19 protein-coding genes are annotated in these 21,422 nt (G+C 68.7%); 8 read left to right on the top strand and 11 right to left on the bottom strand.

The genetic code is table 11. From position 1 onward, the window contains the following. Positions 1–71: 71 nt before the first annotated feature. The 8 genes from GON09_RS16185 to GON09_RS16150 form a co-directional block, all read right to left on the bottom strand. Positions 72–503: a RidA family protein gene (locus GON09_RS16185; protein ID WP_213932672.1), complete on the bottom strand. Its 432-nt coding sequence runs from the start codon at positions 501–503 to the stop codon at positions 72–74. Next, a complete protein-coding gene (locus GON09_RS16180) occupies positions 493–2,091 on the bottom strand; it encodes a gamma-glutamyltransferase family protein (RefSeq protein WP_213932671.1) in 1,599 nt (532 codons plus the stop codon). The genes GON09_RS16185 and GON09_RS16180 overlap by 11 nt, the downstream gene beginning before the upstream one ends. Then, positions 2,088–2,444, bottom strand: a complete 357-nt coding sequence (locus tag GON09_RS16175; protein ID WP_016932244.1) for a Rieske (2Fe-2S) protein — start codon at positions 2,442–2,444, stop codon at positions 2,088–2,090. The genes GON09_RS16180 and GON09_RS16175 overlap by 4 nt, the downstream gene beginning before the upstream one ends. A 37-nt stretch (positions 2,445–2,481) precedes the next feature. Beyond that, complete coding sequence (locus tag GON09_RS16170; RefSeq protein ID WP_213932670.1) at positions 2,482–3,936, bottom strand: aldehyde dehydrogenase family protein; 1,455 nt, start codon at positions 3,934–3,936, stop codon at positions 2,482–2,484. Further along, on the bottom strand, positions 3,933–5,159 hold the full coding sequence (locus tag GON09_RS16165; protein WP_213932669.1) for an NAD(P)/FAD-dependent oxidoreductase: 1,227 nt from the start codon (positions 5,157–5,159) through the stop codon (positions 3,933–3,935). The genes GON09_RS16170 and GON09_RS16165 overlap by 4 nt, the downstream gene beginning before the upstream one ends. Next, the gene (locus tag GON09_RS16160) at positions 5,156–5,551 is read right to left on the bottom strand and encodes a Rieske (2Fe-2S) protein (protein ID WP_244865528.1); all 396 of its coding nucleotides are present in this window, start codon (positions 5,549–5,551) and stop codon (positions 5,156–5,158) included. Before GON09_RS16160 ends, GON09_RS16165 begins: the two co-directional genes overlap by 4 nt. 69 nt (positions 5,552–5,620) lie before the next feature. Beyond that, positions 5,621–6,340, bottom strand: coding sequence for a TenA family transcriptional regulator (locus GON09_RS16155; RefSeq protein ID WP_059383140.1), 720 nt, complete (start codon positions 6,338–6,340; stop codon positions 5,621–5,623). A gap of 39 nt (positions 6,341–6,379) precedes the next feature. Then, positions 6,380–6,829, bottom strand: a complete 450-nt coding sequence (locus GON09_RS16150; RefSeq protein ID WP_213932668.1) for a GlcG/HbpS family heme-binding protein — start codon at positions 6,827–6,829, stop codon at positions 6,380–6,382. Positions 6,830–7,151: 322 nt separating this feature from the next. On the opposite strand from GON09_RS16150, the gene GON09_RS16145 reads away from it, so the two are divergent. Then, a complete protein-coding gene (locus GON09_RS16145; protein WP_213932667.1) occupies positions 7,152–8,804 on the top strand; it encodes a PucR family transcriptional regulator in 1,653 nt (550 codons plus the stop codon). Here the strand turns inward: GON09_RS16145 and GON09_RS16140 are convergent. Continuing rightward, entirely contained in the window at positions 8,791–10,194 is a 1,404-nt protein-coding gene (locus GON09_RS16140; RefSeq protein WP_213932666.1) for an MFS transporter, read from the bottom strand. The two genes, GON09_RS16145 and GON09_RS16140, sit on opposite strands and share 14 nt — an antisense overlap. A gap of 391 nt (positions 10,195–10,585) precedes the next feature. Here GON09_RS16140 and GON09_RS16135 point away from each other — a divergent pair, with 391 nt between their 5' ends. Continuing rightward, positions 10,586–12,163: a TRAP transporter permease gene (locus GON09_RS16135; protein ID WP_213932665.1), complete on the top strand. Its 1,578-nt coding sequence runs from the start codon at positions 10,586–10,588 to the stop codon at positions 12,161–12,163. 41 nt (positions 12,164–12,204) lie between these two features. On the opposite strand, the gene GON09_RS16130 is transcribed toward GON09_RS16135, so the two are convergent. Continuing rightward, positions 12,205–13,803, bottom strand: coding sequence for an FUSC family protein (locus tag GON09_RS16130; RefSeq protein WP_213932664.1), 1,599 nt, complete (start codon positions 13,801–13,803; stop codon positions 12,205–12,207). Between the two features lie 619 nt (positions 13,804–14,422). On the opposite strand from GON09_RS16130, the gene GON09_RS16125 reads away from it, so the two are divergent. The 3 genes from GON09_RS16125 to GON09_RS16115 all read left to right on the top strand — a co-directional run bounded on the left by GON09_RS16125 (position 14,423) and on the right by GON09_RS16115 (position 17,767). Continuing rightward, a complete protein-coding gene (locus GON09_RS16125) occupies positions 14,423–15,118 on the top strand; it encodes a hypothetical protein (protein WP_213932663.1) in 696 nt (231 codons plus the stop codon). Between the two features lie 70 nt (positions 15,119–15,188). Continuing rightward, a complete protein-coding gene (locus GON09_RS16120) occupies positions 15,189–17,120 on the top strand; it encodes a sensor histidine kinase (RefSeq protein WP_213932662.1) in 1,932 nt (643 codons plus the stop codon). Then, positions 17,117–17,767, top strand: a complete 651-nt coding sequence (locus GON09_RS16115) for a response regulator (protein ID WP_213932661.1) — start codon at positions 17,117–17,119, stop codon at positions 17,765–17,767. The genes GON09_RS16120 and GON09_RS16115 overlap by 4 nt, the downstream gene beginning before the upstream one ends. 8 nt (positions 17,768–17,775) lie before the next feature. Here GON09_RS16115 and GON09_RS16110 read toward each other — a convergent pair whose 3' ends face one another. Then, a complete protein-coding gene (locus GON09_RS16110; protein ID WP_213932660.1) occupies positions 17,776–18,492 on the bottom strand; it encodes a GntR family transcriptional regulator in 717 nt (238 codons plus the stop codon). Positions 18,493–18,590: 98 nt separating this feature from the next. Between GON09_RS16110 and GON09_RS16105 the strand changes: the two genes are divergently transcribed. Genes GON09_RS16105 through GON09_RS16095 form a run of 3 tightly spaced genes read left to right on the top strand, consistent with a single transcriptional unit; the run spans position 18,591 to position 21,422 of the window. Then, a complete protein-coding gene (locus GON09_RS16105; protein ID WP_213932659.1) occupies positions 18,591–19,721 on the top strand; it encodes a TIGR03364 family FAD-dependent oxidoreductase in 1,131 nt (376 codons plus the stop codon). 32 nt (positions 19,722–19,753) lie between these two features. Then, positions 19,754–20,428 (top strand): phosphonatase-like hydrolase, encoded by a 675-nt coding sequence (locus tag GON09_RS16100; RefSeq protein WP_213932658.1) that lies wholly within the window; start codon positions 19,754–19,756, stop codon positions 20,426–20,428. A 25-nt stretch (positions 20,429–20,453) separates the two neighbouring features. Further along, on the top strand, positions 20,454–21,422 hold the full coding sequence (locus GON09_RS16095; protein ID WP_213932657.1) for a phosphate/phosphite/phosphonate ABC transporter substrate-binding protein: 969 nt from the start codon (positions 20,454–20,456) through the stop codon (positions 21,420–21,422).

Genomic DNA, 21,422 nt, shown 5'->3' with positions numbered 1-21,422 from the left:
AGACGAGGCTCACAACCCTGATGGTCGACCACCAGGGTTGTGAGCCTCGTTTCTCGGTTGTGAACCTGCGTCTACCCGCACACGGCGGTCAGCGCGATCTCCAGCGGCGCTCCACCGGGCAGCGTGTGGACGCCGACGGCGGTGCGTGCCGGTAATGCGTCCGCTCCGAGTTCGCGTTCGATCACGTTCGACGCGCCGTCCGCGACCACAGACAGGTCGGTGAACCCGGGTGCGGTCGCGACGTAGACGACCATCTCGACCGGCCGGAACGGTGTGCCCTCCGGCAGCGTCGCGCGGATCGCCGCCAGGGCGTTGCCCACCGCGACGACCGCGGCGGCGCGTGCCTCGTCGACGGTCACTTCCGCGCCGACCCGTCCGGTGAGTATCAGCTCGCCGTCGCGTCGGGGTGTCATGCCGGCCGTGCGGACGGTGTCGCCGGCCAGTACGGCCGGGACGTACCGGCCCTGCGGACGCGGTGCAACAACACGTGCATCAGTGGACACCCAGAGCCACCCCCTCCTGTCGTGGATCGCTGCCGCCGGACAGCACTCCGCGGTCGTCGATCGAGATCACCTGCGCGCTGCCGTCGGCCCCGAGGGGTTCGAGCGTCTCCACCCGGTGACCGAGTTCGCGCAGCTCGTCGCGCACACTCTCGGCGACGTCCGCTTCGATTCGCAACGCGGTGGGTTCGCCGAGCACGTTCGCGTCCGACCCAGGGAAGACGGTGAAGCGCGGCGCCGAAACCGCTTCCTGTGGATCGAGACCGTGATCGAGCAGGTGCGACAGCATCTGCATGTTCCACTGCACCTGACCGTCGCCACCGGGTGTGTTGCCCACATGCCGCAGTTCACCCGCGGAATCGGTGACGATCCACGCGTTGAGCGTGTGCAGGGGCTTGCGGCGCGGTGCTACTTCGTTCGGGTGACCGTCGATCAGGTAGGCGCCGCGACCGAGCCGGTTGTTGAGCACGATGCCCGTCCCGGGCACCGTGAGCTTCGCGCCGAAGGTGAACGCCAGCGAATGGATGAACGACACCGCCCGCCCGTCGGCGTCCACCGCGACGAACGACGTCGTGTCCCCCGCAGCGACGGCGAAGGCTTCCGCCGGCGCATGCTCGTCGATCCGGGCGCGACCCGCTGCGATATTCGAGGGGTCGAGAACCCGCGCGACCCCGTCGTTGTCCGACGAACACCAGCGGAGTCTGTCCTCGAAGGCGACGGTGGCCGCTCGGGCCATTCGGTCGACCGACGCCGCGCCGAGCAGCGGATGCGTGCCGAGCGCGCCGTCGCACAGGGCGGCCTGGTGCAACACCATCCATCCCGGCGTCGGGAGTGGAGTCTGATGCACGACGTGCCCCGCGTAGGTGCCGGTGAGCGGCGTCTCCGCGTCCACTGTCGCCCCGGCCTGCCATTCGTCGCCGCTGAACGGTGCTCCGCCCCCCTGCAACGTAGCCACGCAGCGCTCGGCGAGTGTGCCGGTGTAGAACGATCCCGGATCGTCGGCGAGAACACGGATCGTGTGGGCCAGATCCGGTTGCGGCAGTATGGCGCCGACACGCGGGACCCGGTCGCCCGGGGTGTACACCGAGGCGAGTCCGGCGTCGCCGCGGATCGGAAGTAGGGCGGCCTGCACATCGGTTCGGGTCTTCGCCGAGCACGGCAGGCCGATCTCGGCGAGACGGGCGGCCGGTGCCCACAGTTCGGACAGCGACCTGCTCGCTCCCCGCCGGTGCAGTGCGGCCAGCGCGGCGGGCGCACCGGGCACGGCGACGGCGAGCGCCCCGTCGAGCGGGATCGCGCCGAGTCCTCGTTCCCGGTAGAAATCCGGTGTACCACCGTCGGGACCGTAACCACTGCCGTTGACCGTCCACACCGAACCGTCCGGCTCACGCACCACGGCGAAGGCGTCGCCGCCGATCCCACATTGCCCGGGCAGGGTCAGCCACGTGACCGCCGCCATCGCCAAAGCCGCGTCGACGGCGTTGCCACCGTCCTCGAGCACGCGGACCCCGGCCCGACTGGCGAGCGGGTGGCTCGACGCGACCATACCCCCGGTCGCGAGCGTTGCCGGTCGCACTGCGCGCCGGGTCATGCCGACCGCATCCTGCGTCGGCGCGGTCCTTCCGGCGGCTCGGCGGGGTCGATCCCGACGAAGATCTCCCCGTCGCGCTCCTCGCACGGATAGGTCTTGATGGGCTCGGTGGCCGGTGGGCAGATCGGCTCACCGGTCTCGAGGTCGAATGCGCTCCCGTGGCAGGAGCATCCGATGCCGTCCTGGACGAGCTTGCCGGACGAGAGCAGGCAGTCGAGGTGCGAGCAGTAGTTGGATGTCGCGTACGCCTTGCCGTCCAGTCGGGAGACGGCGAATTCGTAGTCGTCGGCGTAGAACCGGCGGACGATGCCTTCGGGCACCTGCCCGGATCGGGCCACTCGCTTGAACTCCATGGTCTTTCCTCCAGGCATGTGTGGGGGTGTTCGCCGGTCAGGCGTCGGGGGAGAGGTAGACGGTCTTCTCGGATTGGTAGAACTGCATGAGCGTGGGGCCGGCCTGTTCCTTGAAGGTCTGTGTGCTCGACTGCTTGTAGCCCCCGAACGGCGCGTTCATGGCCATTCCCGTGGTGGGCTGGTTGACCTTCACGAGTCCGGTCCGCGATCCGGCGATGAATCGCTGTGCGTCCGAGAGACTCCGGGTGACGACCGAGGCGCTGAGCCCGAAGGCGGTGTCGTTCGCCAGGGCGAGGGCTTCGTCGAAGGATGCGGCGCGCTGGAAGGCCAGGACCGGACCGAAGATTTCGTCGGTGAGCAGGCGCATCCCCGGTGCCGTGTCCGCGAAGACGGTGGGCCGTACGAAGAATCCGGTGCGCAGCGCCTCGTCGTCGCATCGCACGCCGCCACATACGAGGCGTGCGCCTTCGCCCGTGCCGATGGTCACGTACTCGAGGAACTTCTCGAGCTGCCCGCGACTCGCGAGCGGACCGAGGTCGACGGCGGCACCCGAACCGGGTCCCACCCGCAGGGCGCGGGTGCGTTCGGCGACCTTCTCGAGCAGCTCGTCGTGGATCGCGTCGACGGCGACGACGCGACTGGTGCCGGTGCACGCCTGGCCCGACAATCCGAAGGCGCCCTTGACGATCAGTGCGGCTGCCGCGTCGAGGTCGGCGTCGGCCAGCACGACGACGGGGTTCTTCCCACCCATCTCCAGCTGCACGCGCCGGTCGGGGCCGACGCTGCGGTGGATGGCACGTCCGACCTCGGTGGACCCGGTGAAGGTCACCGCCGAGATCCGCTCGTCGCCGGACACTGCCGCGCCGGCCTTGCCGTCGCCCTGGACGAGTGCGATCGCACCGGGCGGCAGACCACCGGCGAGCAGGGCCTCGACGAGACGCTGTCCCATCAGCGGGGTGATCTCGGACGGCTTGAACAGCACCGTGTTGCCGGCGGCGAGCGCGGGCCCGAGCTTGCGGGAGGGGATGTTGAGCGGGAAGTTCCACGGCGTGATCGCGCCGACGATCCCGATCGGTTCGCGCACGGTGTAGATCGTCGTCGAACCGGGGGCAGGGAAGGTCGCACCGGTGGCGCGCAGCGCCTCACCCGCGTAGAAACGCAGATTCATGGGGGTACGGCTCACCTCCATCGACGCCTCGGTCCGGGTCTTGCCCTCCTCGCGGATCAATTCGTCGACGAGTTCGGCCGAGCGTGCGGCGAGGTGGTCGGCGGCCGCTTCGAGGATCGCGGCGCGGCGCTCGGGCGGTGTGGTGGCCCATTCGGGCGCGGCCTTGTCGAGGGCGTCGACGGCATTGCGGACGTCGATGGCGTCGGAATCCGGGAAGGTGCCGATCAGGTCGGTCTCGTCGGCGGGGTTGCGACGTTCGAAGACCGCGCCGGAGGCTGCCGGTACCCAGTTGCCGTCGATGTGGTTCAGGCCGGTGATCGTCATGCGGGCTCGACCTCCTCGTACATCTCCCACAGATCGGTGTCCTCGTCGGCGAGCTGCGCTGCGTCGACCCGGCGGCCGACGAGTTCGCGCGCCGCCATGATGTCCTCGCCGCGGTCCATCGCGAAGGCGGCGGTCAGAACATCGCCGGCGAGGTAGAAGACCGAGAACTCGCCGCTGTCGGTATCACCGCGGACGACGAGTTCGGTTGTTCCGGAGGATGATCCGGCGAACTGGATGTTAGTGTCGTACTGATCGGACCAGAACCAGTGCGGGTCGTCGGAGAGCGACTGCCGTCCGACGATCGTGTCGGCGACGACCGCGGCCTGGCGGTTCGCGTTGTCGAAATGCTCGACGCGGATGTGCCGGCCCTCGCGCGGGGAGAAGCGCTTCGCGACATCTCCTGCCGCATAGATGTTCTCGACCGAGGTGCGTCCAGCGGTGTCGACCACGATCCCGCCGTCGACGGCCAGTCCGCTCGCCGCGGCGATGTCGGTGTTGGGCACGATGCCGATGCCGACCACCACGGCGTCGGCCTCGACGATCCCGCCGGTGGTGGTCTCGATCCGCACACCGCGGTCGGAGGTGGTCACCGCGGCGACACCCGTGCCGGTGCGCAGGTCCACGCCGTTGCGGCGGTGCAGATCGGCGCAGTGCCGTCCGACCTGCTCGCCGAGGATGCCTCCGAGCAGGTGCTCGGCCTGTTCGAGGACGGTCACCGACACCCCGAGAGAACGTGCGGTCGCGGCGATCTCGAGTCCGATGAAGCCGCCACCGACGATCGCGAGACTCGACCCCGGGGTCAGGCGTGCCGCGAGGGCGGTTGCGTCGTCGAGGGTGCGCAGGTAGTGGACGAGATCGGGCCGGGAACCGGTGGTCGCGAGTGTGCGGGGGCGCCCGCCGGTCGCGAGGACGATCGCGTCGGCGGCGATCTCGCCACCGTCGAACTCGACGGTGCGACGCGCGGTGTCGATGCGCTGCACCGGAACACCGGTACGGATATCGATGTCGTTGGCGTCGAGCCATTTCGTGGTCAGCAGGGCGAGGGAGTCGATCGTCTCGCGGCCCGCGAGGAACTCCTTGGACAGGGGTGGGCGCTGGTAGGGGGCGTGCTGCTCGTCGCCGAGCAGGACGATGCGTCCCTCGAAGCCGCGGCGGCGCAGGGTACGTGCGGCGACGGCGGCGACCTGGCCGGCGCCCACTGTGACTACGGTGCGAACGGTCATGCCGTGCACTCCTTTCCGGATGCGGCCGGTGCCGGACGCGGGGTGGGGTCGACGAGGACGGTCTCGTCGCGCACGAGGACGGGGTAGACCGGCTGGCAGAGGTCCTGGTCCTCCTCGTATCCGGTCTCGAGGTCGAAGCGCCACTGGTGACCGGGGCAGATGACACGTCCGTGCAGGAGCGTGCCTTTCGCAAGAGAACGGTCCTGGTGAATGCACAGGTCGGCGAAGGCGTAGATGCGGTCGTTCGCATGGAACAGTGCGATCGCGAGGCCGTCGACCTCCACGCGGAGCTTGCGGCGGCGGGTCACCTCTTTCACGCTCGCGACGGCGACCCAGGACTCGGGCTCGGCTGCGGTGCCGGCGGTCCCGCTGCCCATGATTTCGGTGGACATGCTTCTCCTTCGCTCGTGTGCGACATCGGGAGCGGAAGCCGCGAGCGACTTCCGCTCCCGCGCATCGGATCAGGCGGACGCCAGCTCCAGATCGGGGGCGACGTACGTGTCGTACAGGCCCTTCGTGTACGAGTAGCGCATCTCCGCTCCCCACCGGACGAGCTGCAGGCAGCGCTGCTGCAGCTGCGGGGTGTCGGCGCAGTCCAGGACGATCTGGTAGCCGCGCTCACCGTGCACAACATCCGAGGTGATATGCAGGTCGAAGAACTCGATTTCGTCCTCGGTGAAGCCGTACACCTCGCGCAGCGGGACGATCTGCTTCTTGTAGATACTCGGCACCTGTGATTCGAGCCCGACGACCAGCGCCGCGGTGGCGACGACGAAGTGTTCACGCTGGGACACCGCGTAGCACCAGGCCTGGAGTCCGCGGGTGACCGCGTTCATGTTGTTCGGATCCTCGACGCGTTCCTTGGTGGTGCCGCACGCCTCGGCGAACTTGATGAGCAGGTCGGTGTGCCGGATGTCGGCCAGTTCCTCCTCGTACATGTTCTGGAGGGTGAAGTCCTTGGCGTCGGTGAAGTGATCGGGGGTGTTGGAGTAGATGTTCGCCAGGTAGTCGGCGAAGGGGCCGACGTAGTGGTAGTGGTTCTCGGCCCACCGGGCGAAGTGGTGCTTCTCGAGCTTGCCCTCGGCCCACGCCTTGCTGAACGAGGCGTTCTTCGCCTCGCGTCCCTTGATGGCGTCTTCGAGTGCGGCGCGGAATTCGTCGCGTCCGAGCAGTTCGGTCATGATGATGCCTTTCGGTGAAGGGGTCGTGCGGGGAGGCGATCAGGCGGTGATCGCGGAGGTCAGAGCTTCGAATTCGGCGATCATGGCGGCGCCGACCGCCTTGTCCTGCTCGCCGTTGCCGCCGCTGATGCCGACGGCGCCGACGATCTGCCCGTCGTAGACGAGGGGGAAGCCGCCGACGAAGATCGCGAACTTCCCGGGGAGCATGTGGCTGATGCCGAACGCCTCGTTGCCGGGGAGGGCGGGTCCGTTGGGCCCCTCGTTGAACAGGTGGGTGGCGCGCTCGTGTCCGGCGGCGGTGAACGCCTTCGCCATGGCGATCTCCACGCCTGTCAGGCGGGCGCCGGGAAGCCGGTGCAGAGCAATGACGTTCGCGCTCTCGTCGCAGACGCACAGGGTCTGCTTCACGCCGATCTCCTCGGCCTTCGCGCGGCCGGCGGCGAGCAGGGGGAGTGCGTCGTCGAGGGTGATGCGGTGGATTCGATGCATTGGTCTCCACTTTCGAAGTCGGGTCGGAGATTCGGACGATTCCCGGTCCGCGTCGGGATCCGTATGCGTCCCGCCGATGCCGCGTCGCTGAAGTGTCGGCGGGGCCGGGGTGGAGCGGTGTGTCCGGCGTGGCTCATTTCTAACAGGACCGTGCGCCGAAGGGGACGGTCAAGATCACCGTTGTTTTCGGCTCTCGATGGACACAGTGCACATGCGTGAGGGACGCATGACTCTGGTATCTGGTGTAGAAAGTGCACACCGCCACACTGTCGGCCGGCCCGTCCCCTCGCGGCCGCCGATGCTCCGATGGAAGCAGGTCCCCATGGAATCGAGCCCGCGCCTGACAGTCCGAGGGTTGCTCGACGAACCGCTCATGGCCGGTGCCCGGGTCGTGGATCGCGAGGCCGATCTCGACCGGGCGCTCACCTGGGTGCTGCCGTTCGGCGAGGTCGTCGGCCGGTTCGACGATCTCACCGGTGTCGCCGTCTATGCCCGGCCGGAATTGCTCCCCGACAGCGCGCACGCCCTGTCGGCGCTCGCGGCCCGCGATGTCGCGGCGCTCGTCGTCGACGGCGCGGTGCCCGCCGGAGTGCCGTGGCCTCCGGGGCTGGTGGTGATCGAACTCGACCTCCCTGTGGGATTCGCGGCGCTCAACCGGCTGCTCGCCGAGCGGTCGCTCATGCAGGAAGTCCACGTCATGCGCTACTCCGCGCACGTGCATTCGACTCTCGCCGGTCTGCTGCACCGCGGCGCGGGACTGACCCTGCTGGTCAAGGAGGTCTCCGCTCTCGCGCAGCATCCGGCGATCGCCCTCGACGCGCGCGGTCAGGCCGTGGCCTTCCACGGTGTCAATCCCGCTCAGGCGGAGGAGATCTCGGAGATACTGCACAAACAGCTGTCGACGGTGACGGCCGCGGATCGTCACGCGCACCACGACACCCATGTGGTGGAGGAGGTCGTCGGAGGCACCCACTGGACGTGCACCGCGAGCACCATCAGGCTCGGTAAACGATTCGAGGGCTGGGTGGTGGTGCTCGCCTCGGGGGCGTCCCCCGGACCGCACGAGTCGGCCCAGCACGCGGTCGTCACCGAACAGGCGACGGCGATCATCGGTTCGGAGATGTTGCGGCAACGCAGCGTCGACGAGGCCGAGGAACGGGCCCGTGGAGATTTCGTGCAGGCGCTGGTGCACGGCAGCTTCACCAGCCAGCACGACATGCAGGCCCGCGCCGAGTACCACGACATCGACCTGACCTCGACGTTCGCGGTCTTCGTCGCTCCCGGTTACGGGGAGAACCCGGCAGGCCCCGGCGCCGACGAATCCGGCGGACTGTTGCGTCTGGCCCGGTACGCGGCCAGCGTGCTGCCCCATCCGTCGGTGCGGTCGTACGTCACGGTGATCGGCGACGTCCTGGTGGTGGTGCGTTCGCTCCGGTACCGCGACCCGCGCGACATCGAACTCGAGATCGCCGAGTATGCCGACGCGGTGTCGCAGGATCTGTCCCGCCGGCGCGTGCGTCCGGTGCCCGTCGCCCACGGCGCTCCGGCCGTCGGCGCGGATCAGATCCGGGAGAGCTACCGGCAAGCCCGCGTGGCGCTCGGAATCGGGCAACGGCTCGGGATGTCGGGTTCGGTGGCGTATCGGGAGCTGCGGGGTTACGGCGTGCTCGAGCTGGTCGCCGAGACCGACCGCAGCCGCAGGTTCGTCGGCGACGTGTTCGGGTCGCTCAAGCCCGGCACCGACCTGTACGACACGTTGCTGGCCTATCTCGCGGCCGGTGGGAACGTCAACGCGGCGGCCCGGGAGCTGTCGGTACACCGCAACACGATGCTGTCGAAAATCGATCGGATCTCCCGCGCGATGGCGATGGACGTCCGGTTGCCCGAAAACCAGTTCACGGCCTGGCTCGCGATGAGACTCGAGCTACTCGACCGGTTGCGCACGTCGGTCGAGAACGAGATCAACTACCGCTGAGGGCCGTCGAATCGGAGACGGGTTCGGTGTCTTCCGGATCCGTCCCCAGGAACGATGCGGCCAGCCCCGCGCTCACGACCACGGCACACACCGCGAAGAGCGGACCGGCCGTCCACGAACCGAGCGCGACGGTCACCCACGCCGCCCCGACGGCGGACCCGCCGAACCGGATCAGGTTGAACACGCCCAGTCCCGTCCCGCGCTCACCCGCCGGGGAGCGCGTCGATCCGGCTGCGGCGGGGGTCTGCACGGCGGCGATGCCGGCGCCGGTGAGCGCCAGGACGGTCGCGACGAGCCACAGTCGCGGTTCGTCCGCGGAAAGTGCGACGGCAAGCGCGATCTGACCGACGAGGAGCACCACCAGCCCCGCCCGCAACATCCGTCGTCCTCCGACACGATCGACGGTGCGGCCGACTACCGGTGCGAGGGCCGCCATCACTGCGGGCAACGCGAACAGGATCGCCCCGGCCGTGGCCGTCGACGCTCCCGTCGCATGCAACCGCAGCGGCACGGCCAGCAGGGCCGCGCCCAGGCAGAACATCTGTGCGAAGGCGGCGGCCGCGCTCCGTGCGAACCTGCTCTCGACCAGCAGTCGAACGTCGACGAACGGTACGGTCGCGCGAAGGCAGTGCCCGACGAAACCGACGAGTACGACGATGGAGACCGCCAGCACGATTCCCGCGACGGACGTGGGGATCCCCGCCTGTCCGAACATGCTCAGCCCCAGCACTGCTCCGGCGGAACCGAGGGTGAGTGCGACCGCACCGAGCACGTCGAGAGTCATCCTGCGGCCGGGGAAGATCGGGATCCAGCGCAGGGTTCCGGCGAGTCCGATCAGTGCAATCGGGATCATCGGGACGAAAACCCATCGCCAACCCCACTGTCCCGCAACGAAGCCGCCGAGGGTGGGGCCGATGGCCTGGCCGAGCCCGTTCACGGTGGCCCACGCGCTCACCGCGCGTGCGCGTCGGTGCGCGCCGAACAACCACGCGATCAGCCCCATGACGGCCGGGGCGAAGGCGGCGGCCGCGAGTCCACCGAGTGCGCGCCAGGCCACGAGGATCTCGAGTGTCGGCGCCGTCGCCGCCCCGGCCGCGCAGATCGCGGTGCCGAGCAGAGCACCGCAGTAGACGCGCCGCCGACCGTATCGATCACCGATGTACCCCGCGAGGGGCATCGCCGCGGCGAACGTGAGGAGGAATCCGACGGCAAGCAGCGCGCCATCTTCGAGACTCGCATCGAAGTCGGAAAGTATCTGTGGCAGTGGGACATTGATGATGTTGTTGCTCAGTGTCCCGACGAGGGTTCCGGCGAGCAGGGCGGACAGGGCCAGGGGAGTGCCCGTATCCGTCCCGGCCGGGGCCGCCGGTGCAGCGGTGCGAGTGGTCATCGAACTCTCCGGAACCTCGGGGACTCACACGGTACGGTTCGTACCGTCGAACCACTGTCGCACTGCATCGTCGGCGGGTGCATCGTCACCACAGGGACAACCTGCACACCGGATCCGGTCGGGTCGGGGCAGGGTGCACATTCGACGGCATCGCGAGGCCGGCGCCGGGCTCGCGACACATGTTCGTAGCAATTTTTCACACGCGGGCGACTCGGCGTCACGAAATCGCAAAAGTGGAACACAGTGCACAGCTAGCGTGTCGGTCACTGTGCACCGTTCTCGTTGACCGAGCACGGGCCGTAGCGGAAAGTTCCCCCAATACATCGAGTTCCCATTCACCGTCCACGAACACAGCCCGACTCGTTCCACCCCCCCTGTCGAAGGAATCGCCTTGGACGTACAACTCACCGCCGCGCACTGGGTCTACCTCGCCGGCATTCTCGTCATCCTGGCCACCATGGCCCTGCGGAAGAACATCGTCGTTCCTGCAGTCGTCGCAACCTTCCTGACCGCACTGACGTTCTCGGGCAGCATCGTCACGGGACTGTCGGCCATCTTCAACGCGAGCCTCGTCGCGGCGAAGGAACTGTTCAACATCTTCCTCATCATCGCGATGGTCACGGCCATGCTCGGCGCGCTGCGCCAGCTCGGCGCAGACCGGATGATGGTCGCGCCGTTCCGGCGCGTCATGCGTGCGGGCACCAGCAGCTTCCTCGTTCTCGCCGCCGTCACCTACGTGATCTCCCTGTTCTTCTGGCCCACCCCGGCCGTACCCCTCGTCGGCGCGGTACTCATCCCCGTCGCGATCCGCGCAGGCATGTCCCCCCTGTCGGTGGGCATGGTCATCGCGATCTGCGGTCAGGGCATGGCGTTGTCGTCGGACTACATCATCAAGGTCGCACCCGGCATCTCTGCGGCAGCCGCCGGCGTCGACGCCGACTCCGTCGCGGACAAGGCGCTGGTCCTCTCGTTGATCGTCGGGGTCACGGCGCTGCTCATCACCTACTTCGTCCAGAAGCGGCACTGGCGTGCACCGTCCGCCGACCTGCTCGTCGAATGGGAAGCCGAAGCCGACAGCGGCATCGGTGACACGCGTGGCAGCGACGATTCCTCGGGGGGAGCAGGCGGCTCCCGTCCTCCGCGTCGGCCCGAACCGGCCGGCGGTCCCAGCAGTGGCGGCGAGCAGGCAGCGGCGGCCACGGCCGTACTGGTGGCTCCGTCCGACCCGGTCGCCGACCCCGCCGAGGCGGAGAAGGAGCGTCGCGGTACCGCGAAAGCGTTCGCGATGCTCGTCCCGCTGGCCTACCTCGCGTTCATCGTCTATCTCATGCTGGGCAAGTTCACCGAGGTCGTGCCGCCCCTGCAGGGCGGAGAGGCCGCCGCGATCGTGGGCGGGATCGCAGCCCTGATCCTGTTCGCCGCCGCGGCCTCGACCGACCGTGGAAGCTTCCTCGAGACCACCTCGGATCATCTGGTCGACGGTCTGGTCTTCGCATTCAAGGCCATGGGCTGCGTGCTCCCGATCGCCGGCTTCTTCTTCATCGGCAACCCGGAGTTCGCAGGTCCGATCCTCGGCCTGTCCGCCGACGCCGCCGGCCCGGCGATCCTGTTCGACCTCGTGACCTCGGTGCAGGCACATCTGCCCCAGAACGCCTTCGTCACCTCTTTCGGGATTCTGCTCATCGGTGTGGTCGCGGGCCTCGACGGTTCCGGATTCAGTGGACTGCCCCTCACCGGCGCTCTGTCGGGTGCTCTCGGCCCGGCCGTCGACGTCGACCCGTCGACGCTCGCGGCGATCGGCCAGATGGGCAACATCTGGTCCGGTGGCGGCGTCATCATCGCCTGGTCCTCGCTGGTCGCGGTGGCCGGTTTCGCCCGGGTACCCGTGCTGGATCTGGCCCGCAAGTGCTTCCTGCCGGTGATGGCCGGACTGGTCCTCTCGACCGTCTTCGCAGTGCTCGTGTTCTGACGGACGGTGCGTGTTACGACGGAAGCGACCGGACCCCTGCTTCAGGGGCCCGGTCGTTCCGGCAGGGTCAGGATCCGGTAGCCGAGCTCGTGGAGCCGGCGATGTTCGGTCCAGCACTGCCGGGTCCACGCGGGCTCGGTGTGCGCGGCGATGACGGCCGCGGTGGTGGAGGCATGCAGATCGAACTCCAGGTCGCGGCGCAGTTCGGGCAACTCCCGCGCATCCGTCGACGCGGCGATCCTCATGACGGCGTCGCGGACGCGGCCGTCGGCGAAGCCCAGGACGCGGCGGTGGGCGCGGGGCAGCACACCCCACATCACCGCCAGCGCGACACAGACGCCGACGACGGTCTCGAGGAACCGGTCGCGCGAGACCGTCACCAGGTCGCCGGGGGCGCCCAGCCCACCGAGCACGACGACGAGCGGGGTGATGAAGACCATCGCGAGGCCGTAGTTCCGCACCAGGAACATCTCGGTGCCGGCCATCGCCGCGGCCAGCACCACGACGAGTGCGGTACCGCTCGGATGGAAGGGCGTCAGGCAGGCCAGCAGGACGAGTCCGAGCACGGTGCCGATGAAGCGGTGCGCGGCCCGGTACGAGCCGAGGATCCGGTCCGGTCCCTGATGCAGGATCATCGCCGCCGTGATGACCGCCCAATCGGGGCGCCCGACGCCCAGCGCGATCGCGATCGTGCCGGCGACCGGCCCCGCGACGAGCAGGCGCACCGCGATCGTCGCCGACCGACTGTGCGGGTGCGCGGCCCGCGCGAGGCGGTACCGCACCGAGGGGCGCCGCAGCGGAGGCTGCAACCGTAGGTCGTCCTCGGGGACCGCCTCGTCGCGAGGGCGATCGTGCAGTGTCTCCGCGCATCGAATGTGGGCGGCGTGCAGTGTCCGTTCGAGGGGGTGTGCCGACCCGACGAGTCCGGCGTCGTGCAGGAACTGCCAGGCCACGTGCAGATCGTGGACGGCGGCGCGGCGATGCGCCGGCGAGTTCTCCTCGAAGACCGCGTCGACGGCAGTGACCGCCGCGGCCACCGCGGTGCGTTCCGGGGTCCGTGGCCGGAAGGGGGCACCGGACACGGACACCACGACGGCCGTCCCCGCCCCCATCGCTGTCCACGCCGCGACCGTCGGGACGGACACCCCCAGTGCGGGCAGAGCCGACGCGATCTCGAGGGACAACAACATCAGGAAGGCGCCCGGCGCACCCATGCGCAATGCGTCGACGACGAACGCGCACACCGAGACGGTCGCGGTCATCGCCGCGACGACCACCAGATACCACCACGCCGATCCGCCGGCGGCCACCGCGGCGTGGACCACCGACCCGGCCGCGGCGCCGATCGTCGCCAGCAGCACGAGCACCGTGCCGACGACGGCGACCGTCCGGGCACGCACACGATAAGGACGTTGTTCGCCGTAGACGACGGCGAAGGCTCCGAGCGTGGCGACGGCGGCGACGGCACCGAATCCCAGAGCGACGCCCACGAGACCGGGCACCGCGACCGTTGCGGCTGCACGCGCGGCACCGGGCCACCGGCGTCCCTGACGGGGAACCGCCAGCAACGCGGTGCGTAAGGGGGTGGGAGTGGGCAGCGGTAGTTCGACAATCCGATGGTCTCCGCTCGACTCCGCCACGAGCGATCACTCTAGGAACGGGCCCGACGGTCCTTCGCGTCGGCAGGGGAGCATGAGGCGCAGGTCACTCGTCCGGGAGTGTGCATTTTCCGGTCGAATACATGACGGGAAATTCTCGGAGTTCGAATCGCGAACATTTCGAATCGGTTCGGAAAAATGCATCGACTCGCGTATTCCGTGGAAATGAGATAGAAGAGAGGAGCGCCTGTTTCGATGCCGGGTAATTTTCACCCGACCCGTGAAAGGACATTTCCATGACTCTCAATGTCGTGTTGTTGTTGCTGGTACTGGCTGCTGCCTTCGTGTCCGTCGGTGCTCTCCATTCGGCGAGCGAACGTCGTACCCGTCATCCCTGAGTGAATTCGGAACGACGCGGATTCGACCGTCCACGGAATATCTGCGTCGACACTCTCCGGCCGAGGGGAGGTTGTGTGCGTTTTCGTCGGGAGAATCGCCCACAACCTCCCCTCGGTTGTGGTAGGCGCACAAAATCTGCCGACGAGGACGCCGACGGTGATCCCGGAAGGTCGGGACAACCGTCCCTTCCCCCCGGGACGCCGGGCGCCGGATCGTTCCCTCCACGACGCGCAGGGCGTCGCAACGATCCGAAGGGACCCTCATGAACACTCTCGGCACCGAGACCGAACCGCTCACGCCGATCACCCCCGACCCTCGTGGCCCCGGTTCGATCTGGGCGTGGACGGGCGCGATCGCCGGACTCGCCGGCGTCGTGGGCATCCAGGCGAGCATGGCGATGGGCGCGGCGTACAACGACCGCACCGCCGGCAACGCCGGGGCGATCATGACCGAGTTCGCCGGGCAGCGCACGGCCATGCTCGTCATGCACCTGACTCTGATGGCGTCGACGACCTTGCTGCTCGTCTTCGCGGCGGGACTGCAGCGCCGACTGCGCGCAGGCACTCCGGAGTTCAGCCTCGTACCGACGGTCGCGGCCTTCGGACTCGTGCTCACCTCGGTCGCGACCCTCATGGGTACCGGGCTCGACACCGAGCTGCTGTTCGGCCTCGGGAACACCGATCGGATGGTGCCGGAGGTCGCGGTCTTCGCCTCGCACTGGATGGGCACCATCCCCTGGCTGTGGGTCGGTGCCGGAGTGAGCGGCGTCGCGGTCGCGGTGGCAGCCCTGCGTCACTGCGCGGCACCTCGGTGGATCGGTTGGGCGAGCATCGTTCTCGGTGGCCTGACGCTGCTCCTCGGCGTCTCCCCGCTGCAGTACATGGCCGGTTTCACCGGCCCGGTGTGGGTGCTGGTGGCCGGTGTCGGATTCGCTCTCGCGGACCGGCGTGCACGTTAGTACCACTGCGAACGGCCTAGTGGCGTATACCTGCCGCATCAAGGACACAGTGGTGCATACTCACCGCACCATGAAGGACACAGTCGCGACGAACGGAGCGGCGGGTACCGGGGCTCCGGTACCCGCCGCCGTCGTGGCAGTCGCCTCCTGGCTGCTCGCCGTCGCGGCCGTGGTCGTGTTCGTCGCGGCACGTCCCGTGCTCGACTCCGACCAGTTGTTCTTCCTCGTGGACGTGGTCGGTGCCGCCGTCTACGGGACGGTCGCCGGGGTGATCCTCGCCCGTCGCGTCCATGCCGTTCCGATCCTGCTGGCCGTCGCGTCGGTCGGGGTCGGCCTGGCTGCGGTGTCCTACAGCTGGACCCAGCTCGCCCTCGTCCGGCCCGAACTTCCCGTGGGATTTCTCGGGCCGCTGCAGAACACCACCTGGATCCCCGGGACGCTCGCGTTGTTCCTGGTGGTGCCGTGGCTCGTTCGCGATCGTCCCGCCGACCCCGTGGTGCGAGCGGGGGTTCTCGCCGGCGTCGTGACGGCCGCCTGGTTCTTCTGGGCGCGCACGTTCACCGACATCGCCGACATCTGGTTCGTCGGACCCGTTGTGGCCGTCGGCTTTCTCACCGCCGGACACGTCGAGTGGCGCCGCCGTCACGCTCCGGTGGCCGAACGATCCGGGACGGGATGGCTCGCCCTCGGTAGTGCGCTCATGACGGCCTCGTACATCCCGCTCGCGGTGCCGGATGTGCCGTGGATGCTCACACCCCTGCTCCATCTCGCGACGCAGGCCTTCTACCCGGTCGCGATCCTCGCCGTCGTGCTGCGCCAGAGACTTTGGGGAATCGACCTCGCGGTCGGACGCGCCGCGCTCGCCGGCAGTCTCACTGCCGTGCTCGTCACCTGCTATCTCGCGGTGACGGTCGCGGTCTCACTGGTGCTCCCGAACGAATCGGTCTTCGCCCAGGCGGTCGCGGCCACCACCGTAGCCCTCGCCGTACAACCGGTACGGATGTGGCTCGGCCGGAGGGTGCACCGTCTCGTCTACGGCGACGGTGTCGACCCGGCGCGCGCCGTGCGGATCCTCGGACGGCACTTCGCCGGTGCCGATTCCCCCGACCTGCTGGTGGGCGAACTCGCCGCCGGCATCGGTACCGCGCTGCGCCTCGAATCGGTCGAGGTGCGCCGCGGGGCCGACGTCATCGCGCGCTGGGGGACCGCCTCGGGACCTGTCGAGGAGGTACCGATCGGTTCCGGTGCGGCCACCCTCGCCGTCACCGCACCCCCGGGCGAATCGCTCGGGACCCGCAGCCGGCGGGCGCTCACCGAACTCGCGACCGTCGTCGATGCCGGGCTGGTGGTACTGCGGTCGGCAGAGGACCTCGACGAAGCACGCCGACGCCTTACCGAGGTGCGGCTCGAGGAACGCCGCACCATCCGCCGCGAACTGCACGACGGGCTCGGCCCGTCGCTCGCCGGGGTGCGGCTCGGTTTGCAGGGGGCACGCAATCTCGTCACCACCGCTCCGGAGGCCGCGGCCGGGCTCGTCGACGAACTGCTCCGCGAACTCGACCGGCAGGTCGACGGTGTCCGCGAACTGTCGCGCAGCCTGTTGCCCCCGGTCCTCGACGAACTCGGCCTCACCGCAGCCCTCGACGAACTCGTGATCACCCACGCCCGCGCGGGATTCCGTGTCGACCTTCAGGCCGACCTCCCCGCCGGGATGTCCGGCCCCATCGCGTGGGCCGCCTACGGCATCGCCTCCGAAGCGATCATCAACGCCCGCCGGCATTCCGGTGCCGACGAATGCACGGTGCGGGTCGCGGCGGAGGGCGACGTGCTGGTACTCGACATCGTCGACGACGGGAGCGGACTCGCAGCCGACGCACGCGTCGGTGTGGGTACGCAGAGCATGCGTGAACGGGCCCGGGAGGTCGGCGGGACGGTGGGCATCGAACCCGGCGACCCGCGTGGTGTCACGGTGCGCGCGCGGTTACCGTGGTCCGAATCATGAGCGCCGACAGAGTGATACGCGTTGCGGTCGTCGACGACCATCCCGTCTTCCGTCTCGGCATGGCCGCGCTCCTCGGCACCCTCGACGGGATCGACGTGGTGTGCCAGGCCAGCTCGGTACGCGAGGCTCTCGAGGTCGTGACCACCGACGTCGACGTCGTGCTCATGGACATCGAACTCGGCGACGGCTCGGGGATCGACGCGACCCGCAGCATCCTCCGGAAGGCTCCGGGCACCCGCATCCTCATGGTCACCATGCACGAGGACGAGGACATCCTGGTCGCATCCATCCGCGCCGGTGCCTCCGGCTATCTCGTCAAGGGGGCCGATCCGTCGGGGGTCGAACGGGCGATCCGGGCGGTGGCCGACGGGGAGATGATCGTCGGAGCGGCGGTAGCGGCGAAAGCACTTGCGGCGGTAGCGAGCTCCCGTAACACATCGGCGGCCTTCCCGGATCTGACCGAGCGTGAACGGGAGATCCTCGGTCTCGTGGCCCGCGGACTCGACAACGCGGCGATCTCCCGCCGACTCGTGCTCAGTCAGAAGACGGTGCGCAACCACGTGTCGAACATCCTGGGCAAGATCGGCGCATCCGACCGGGCGACGGCGATCGTTCGTGCACGGGATGCGGGGCTGGGCGTCGACTGAGGTCGCGTTCAGGCTGTCACGGTCGTGACGAACGACATCCGGTCGCCGCGATAGAGCGAGCGGCGGTGCTCGATCGGGACGTCGTTCTCGTCGTAGGAGATCCGTTCGAGCAACAACATGGGTGTGCGGGTATCGGCGTCGAGCAGGGCGGCTTCGCGCGCGTCGGGCAGTGTGGTCTCGATCTTCTCGACCGCCCGAGCGAACGTGATCCCGCAGGCGCGGATCGCGGCGTACAACGACGACGACGGATCGAGCGTCCGGCGTAGATCCGGAAAGCGGTATGCGGGAAGGCGGGTGCGTTCGAGTCCGACATGAACCCCGTCGGTGAGCAGGACGCGTTCGAGTTCGAGGACAGGATCTCCGGCTTCGATGCCGAGGTGGCAGGCCGTTTCGTCGTCGGCGACGAGGTCGGTCCACGCGACCAGCACACGCCCGGCACTTCGCCCTTCGAGGAGCGCGGCCTCGGTGTAGGAACCGATGACGAGGGGTTGGACGATCTTCGGTCCGGCGACAACGGTGCTGCGCCCCCGTCGTTCGATGCGGCCGTCGACGAGCAGTTCGCGCAGTGCCTGACGGACGGTTTCGCGGGCGACGTCGAATCGGGTCGCGAGATCGCGCTCGGAGGGCACCTGGTCTCCCACGGTGAGCTGGTCGAGGAGGTCCTCGACCCGGCGGCGCACGATCTGGTGCTTGAGGGTGCGCGCTTCACGAACGACGGTGGCCACACATTCAGCGTAACCGAATTCCGGTCTATACCAACTGTTCACCGTGCGTTCGCCGAACCACCCCCATCTGGTCTAGACCATGCTTCAGTGTCGTTCCCATGCGAATCCTGATCATCGGTGGCGGCATCCTCGGCACCGCACACGCCGACGCCGCCGTCCGCCGCGGACACGACGTCCTGCATCTCGAACGCGAACCGGAAGCGCGGGGTGCCACCGTGCGCAATTTCGGACTCGTGTGGGTCTCCGGCCGCACGCGTGGTGAACTCGACGCAACCCTCCGGTCCCGTGAGCTGTGGGAGGACCTCGGCGCGCGCGTACCCGACGTCGGCTTCCGTGCGAACGGTTCACTGACACTGCTGCGCACCGCCGCCGAGGTCGCCGTCGCCGAGGAGGCCGTCGCGCGTGACGACGCGGGACGACGGGGATTCGCACTTCTCGATGCCGACGAAGCGCGCGGTATCAACCCTGCGCTACGTGGGAAATTCGTCGCTGCACTGCACTGCGGTACCGACGCCGCCGTGGAGTCCCGCATCGCGCTCCCGGCGATCCGGCAGCACCTCGCCACGTCGGGTCGTTATCGATTCCTGCCGTCCACCGAGGCCCGGGACGTCTCCCGCACGCCGCACGGGACGGTCCGGGTACGCGACGATCACGGCACCGTGTACGAGGTCGATCTCGTTCTGGCCTGTCCCGGCGCGACACTCGGCGGTCTGGCCCGTGACCTCGCCGGCGATCTGCCGTTGCGCAGGGTCCGTTTGCAGATGATGCAGACCGCACCGCTGGACGAACCGCTCACCACCTCGATCACCGACGGCGACAGTCTGCGCTACTACCCGGGTTTCGCCGGCAGCGCCCTCGACAACCTCACCGCCACCGAACAGCAACGTCCGGTCGCAGAGCAACACCGCATGCAGTTGCTGTGCGTCCAACGGTTGCACGGCGGACTGACCATCGGCGACACCCACGCCTATGACGAACCGTTCGACTTCGACGTCGACGAGGACCCCTACGACCATCTCACCGCCGTCACCGAAGAGTTCCTCGGGCGCCGCCTCCCGCGCATCGTCCGGCGCTGGGCCGGCGTGTACAGCCAGTGCATCGATCCCACCGCGCTCGTGCACCGCGCGAAGGCCGACGAGGACGTGTGGGTCGTCGCAGGGCCGGGCGGTCGCGGTATGACGCTCGGTCCCTATCTCGGCGAAGAGACCGCCGACCTGCTCGGACTCTGACCGATCTCCCGAACCCCCTGGAGCAGAAGATCATGACCACCATCCGACTCGCCGTGCTCGACATGGCCGGAACCACCGTCGCCGACGACGGGCTCGTCGTCCGCGCATTCGACGAAGCAGCCACCGCAGTCGGCCTTCCCGAGAGCGGCCCCGAGCGGGACGACGCGCGCCGATACGTCCTCGACACCATGGGACAGTCGAAGATCGTCGTCTTCCGCGCGCTGTTCGGCAGCGACGAACGCGCCCGGATCGCGAACGACGCCTTCGAACAGGCCTACGAACGGTTCGTCGACGCCGGGGACGTTGCCGCGATTCCGGGCGCGGAGAAGACGATCACGCAACTGCGCGAGGCAGGCGTGAAAGTCGCGCTCACCACCGGATTCAGCCGCTCCACCCAGGACCGGCTGCTCACCGCGCTCGGCTGGCTCGACCTGGCCGACATCGCCCTCACGCCCGCCGACGCCGGTCGCGGTCGTCCCTACCCCGACATGATCCTCGCCGCGCTGCTGCGCACCGGAACCGACGACGTCCGCGAGATCGCCGTGGTCGGTGACACCGCCGGCGACATGCTCTCGGGTCTGCGGTCCGGAGCGTCCGTCGTCGCCGGCACGCGCACCGGAGCGCACGACGAGGCGACACTCCGAGAAGCCGGTGCCACCCACGTTCTCGACTCGATCACCGCTCTGCCCGCCCTGATCCTCTCCTGACCTGCCGACTCGAAGGACCCATCCCATGCGTTCCCTGTCGTATCGTCGAGCCGTCGTCTCCGCCGGTCTCGCCGCCGGGCTCACCCTCGCGCTGACCGCCTGCGGTGGTTCGGATCCCGACACGCTCAACGACCAAGGATTCCCCGAAACCATCACGCTCGGTGCGATTCCCGCTGAGAACTCGTCCGATTTGAAGTCGAGTTACGAGCCGTTGCTGACGATGCTCGAGGACGAGACCGGATCCACCGTCGAGTTCGTCCAGGCCTCCGATTACGCGGGCGTGGTCGAAGGGATGATCGCCGACAACGTCGATCTGGCCTTCTTCGGTCCCTTCGCGTACGTCGTCGCGCAGATCAACGGTGCCGACACGACGCCGCTCGGTGCCGTCGTGCAGGATCCCGGCGCCGAACCGGGCTACCGTTCCTACGGTCTGACACAGTCCGGCAACTCCGAGATCGGCAGCATCGAGGATTTCGCCGGCAAGGATGTGTGTTTCGTCGACCCCGGTTCGACGTCCGGATTCCTGTACCCCTCGGCGGGACTCATCGAGGCGGGGGTCATCGGATCCGGCACCGAACAGGATCTCGCGGCCGGCCTGACCCCCGTCTACGCCGGCGGACACGACGCCTCCGCCCTCGCGATCGCCGCGGGGGACTGCGAGGCAGGATTCGCTTTCGACACGATGGTCGACAAGACCATGATCGAGAGCGGTGACCTCGAGGAGAACGAGCTGAAGAAGGTCTGGGAATCCGAGACGATCGCCGGATCGCTGTTCGTCGCCGACAATTCGCTCGGCAACGAGGTCGTCGAGCGGCTCGGCACCATCCTGACGGAGAAGGGCAACGCCGACTACCTGCGCGCGCAGGGTTACTGCGACGGTGAATGCCGGATCACCGACGAACGCGCCTGGGGTGTCGTGCCCGCGACCGATGCCGACTACGACGGCGTCCGTCACGTCTGCGAGGTCACCGGATCCGAGAAGTGCAAGGGCTGA

Origin of the sequence: Rhodococcus sp. B50 (genome assembly GCF_013602415.1) — a bacterium.
Taxonomy (GTDB): domain Bacteria; phylum Actinomycetota; class Actinomycetes; order Mycobacteriales; family Mycobacteriaceae; genus Rhodococcus.
This window is presented reverse-complemented; position numbering and strand designations above follow the sequence as displayed.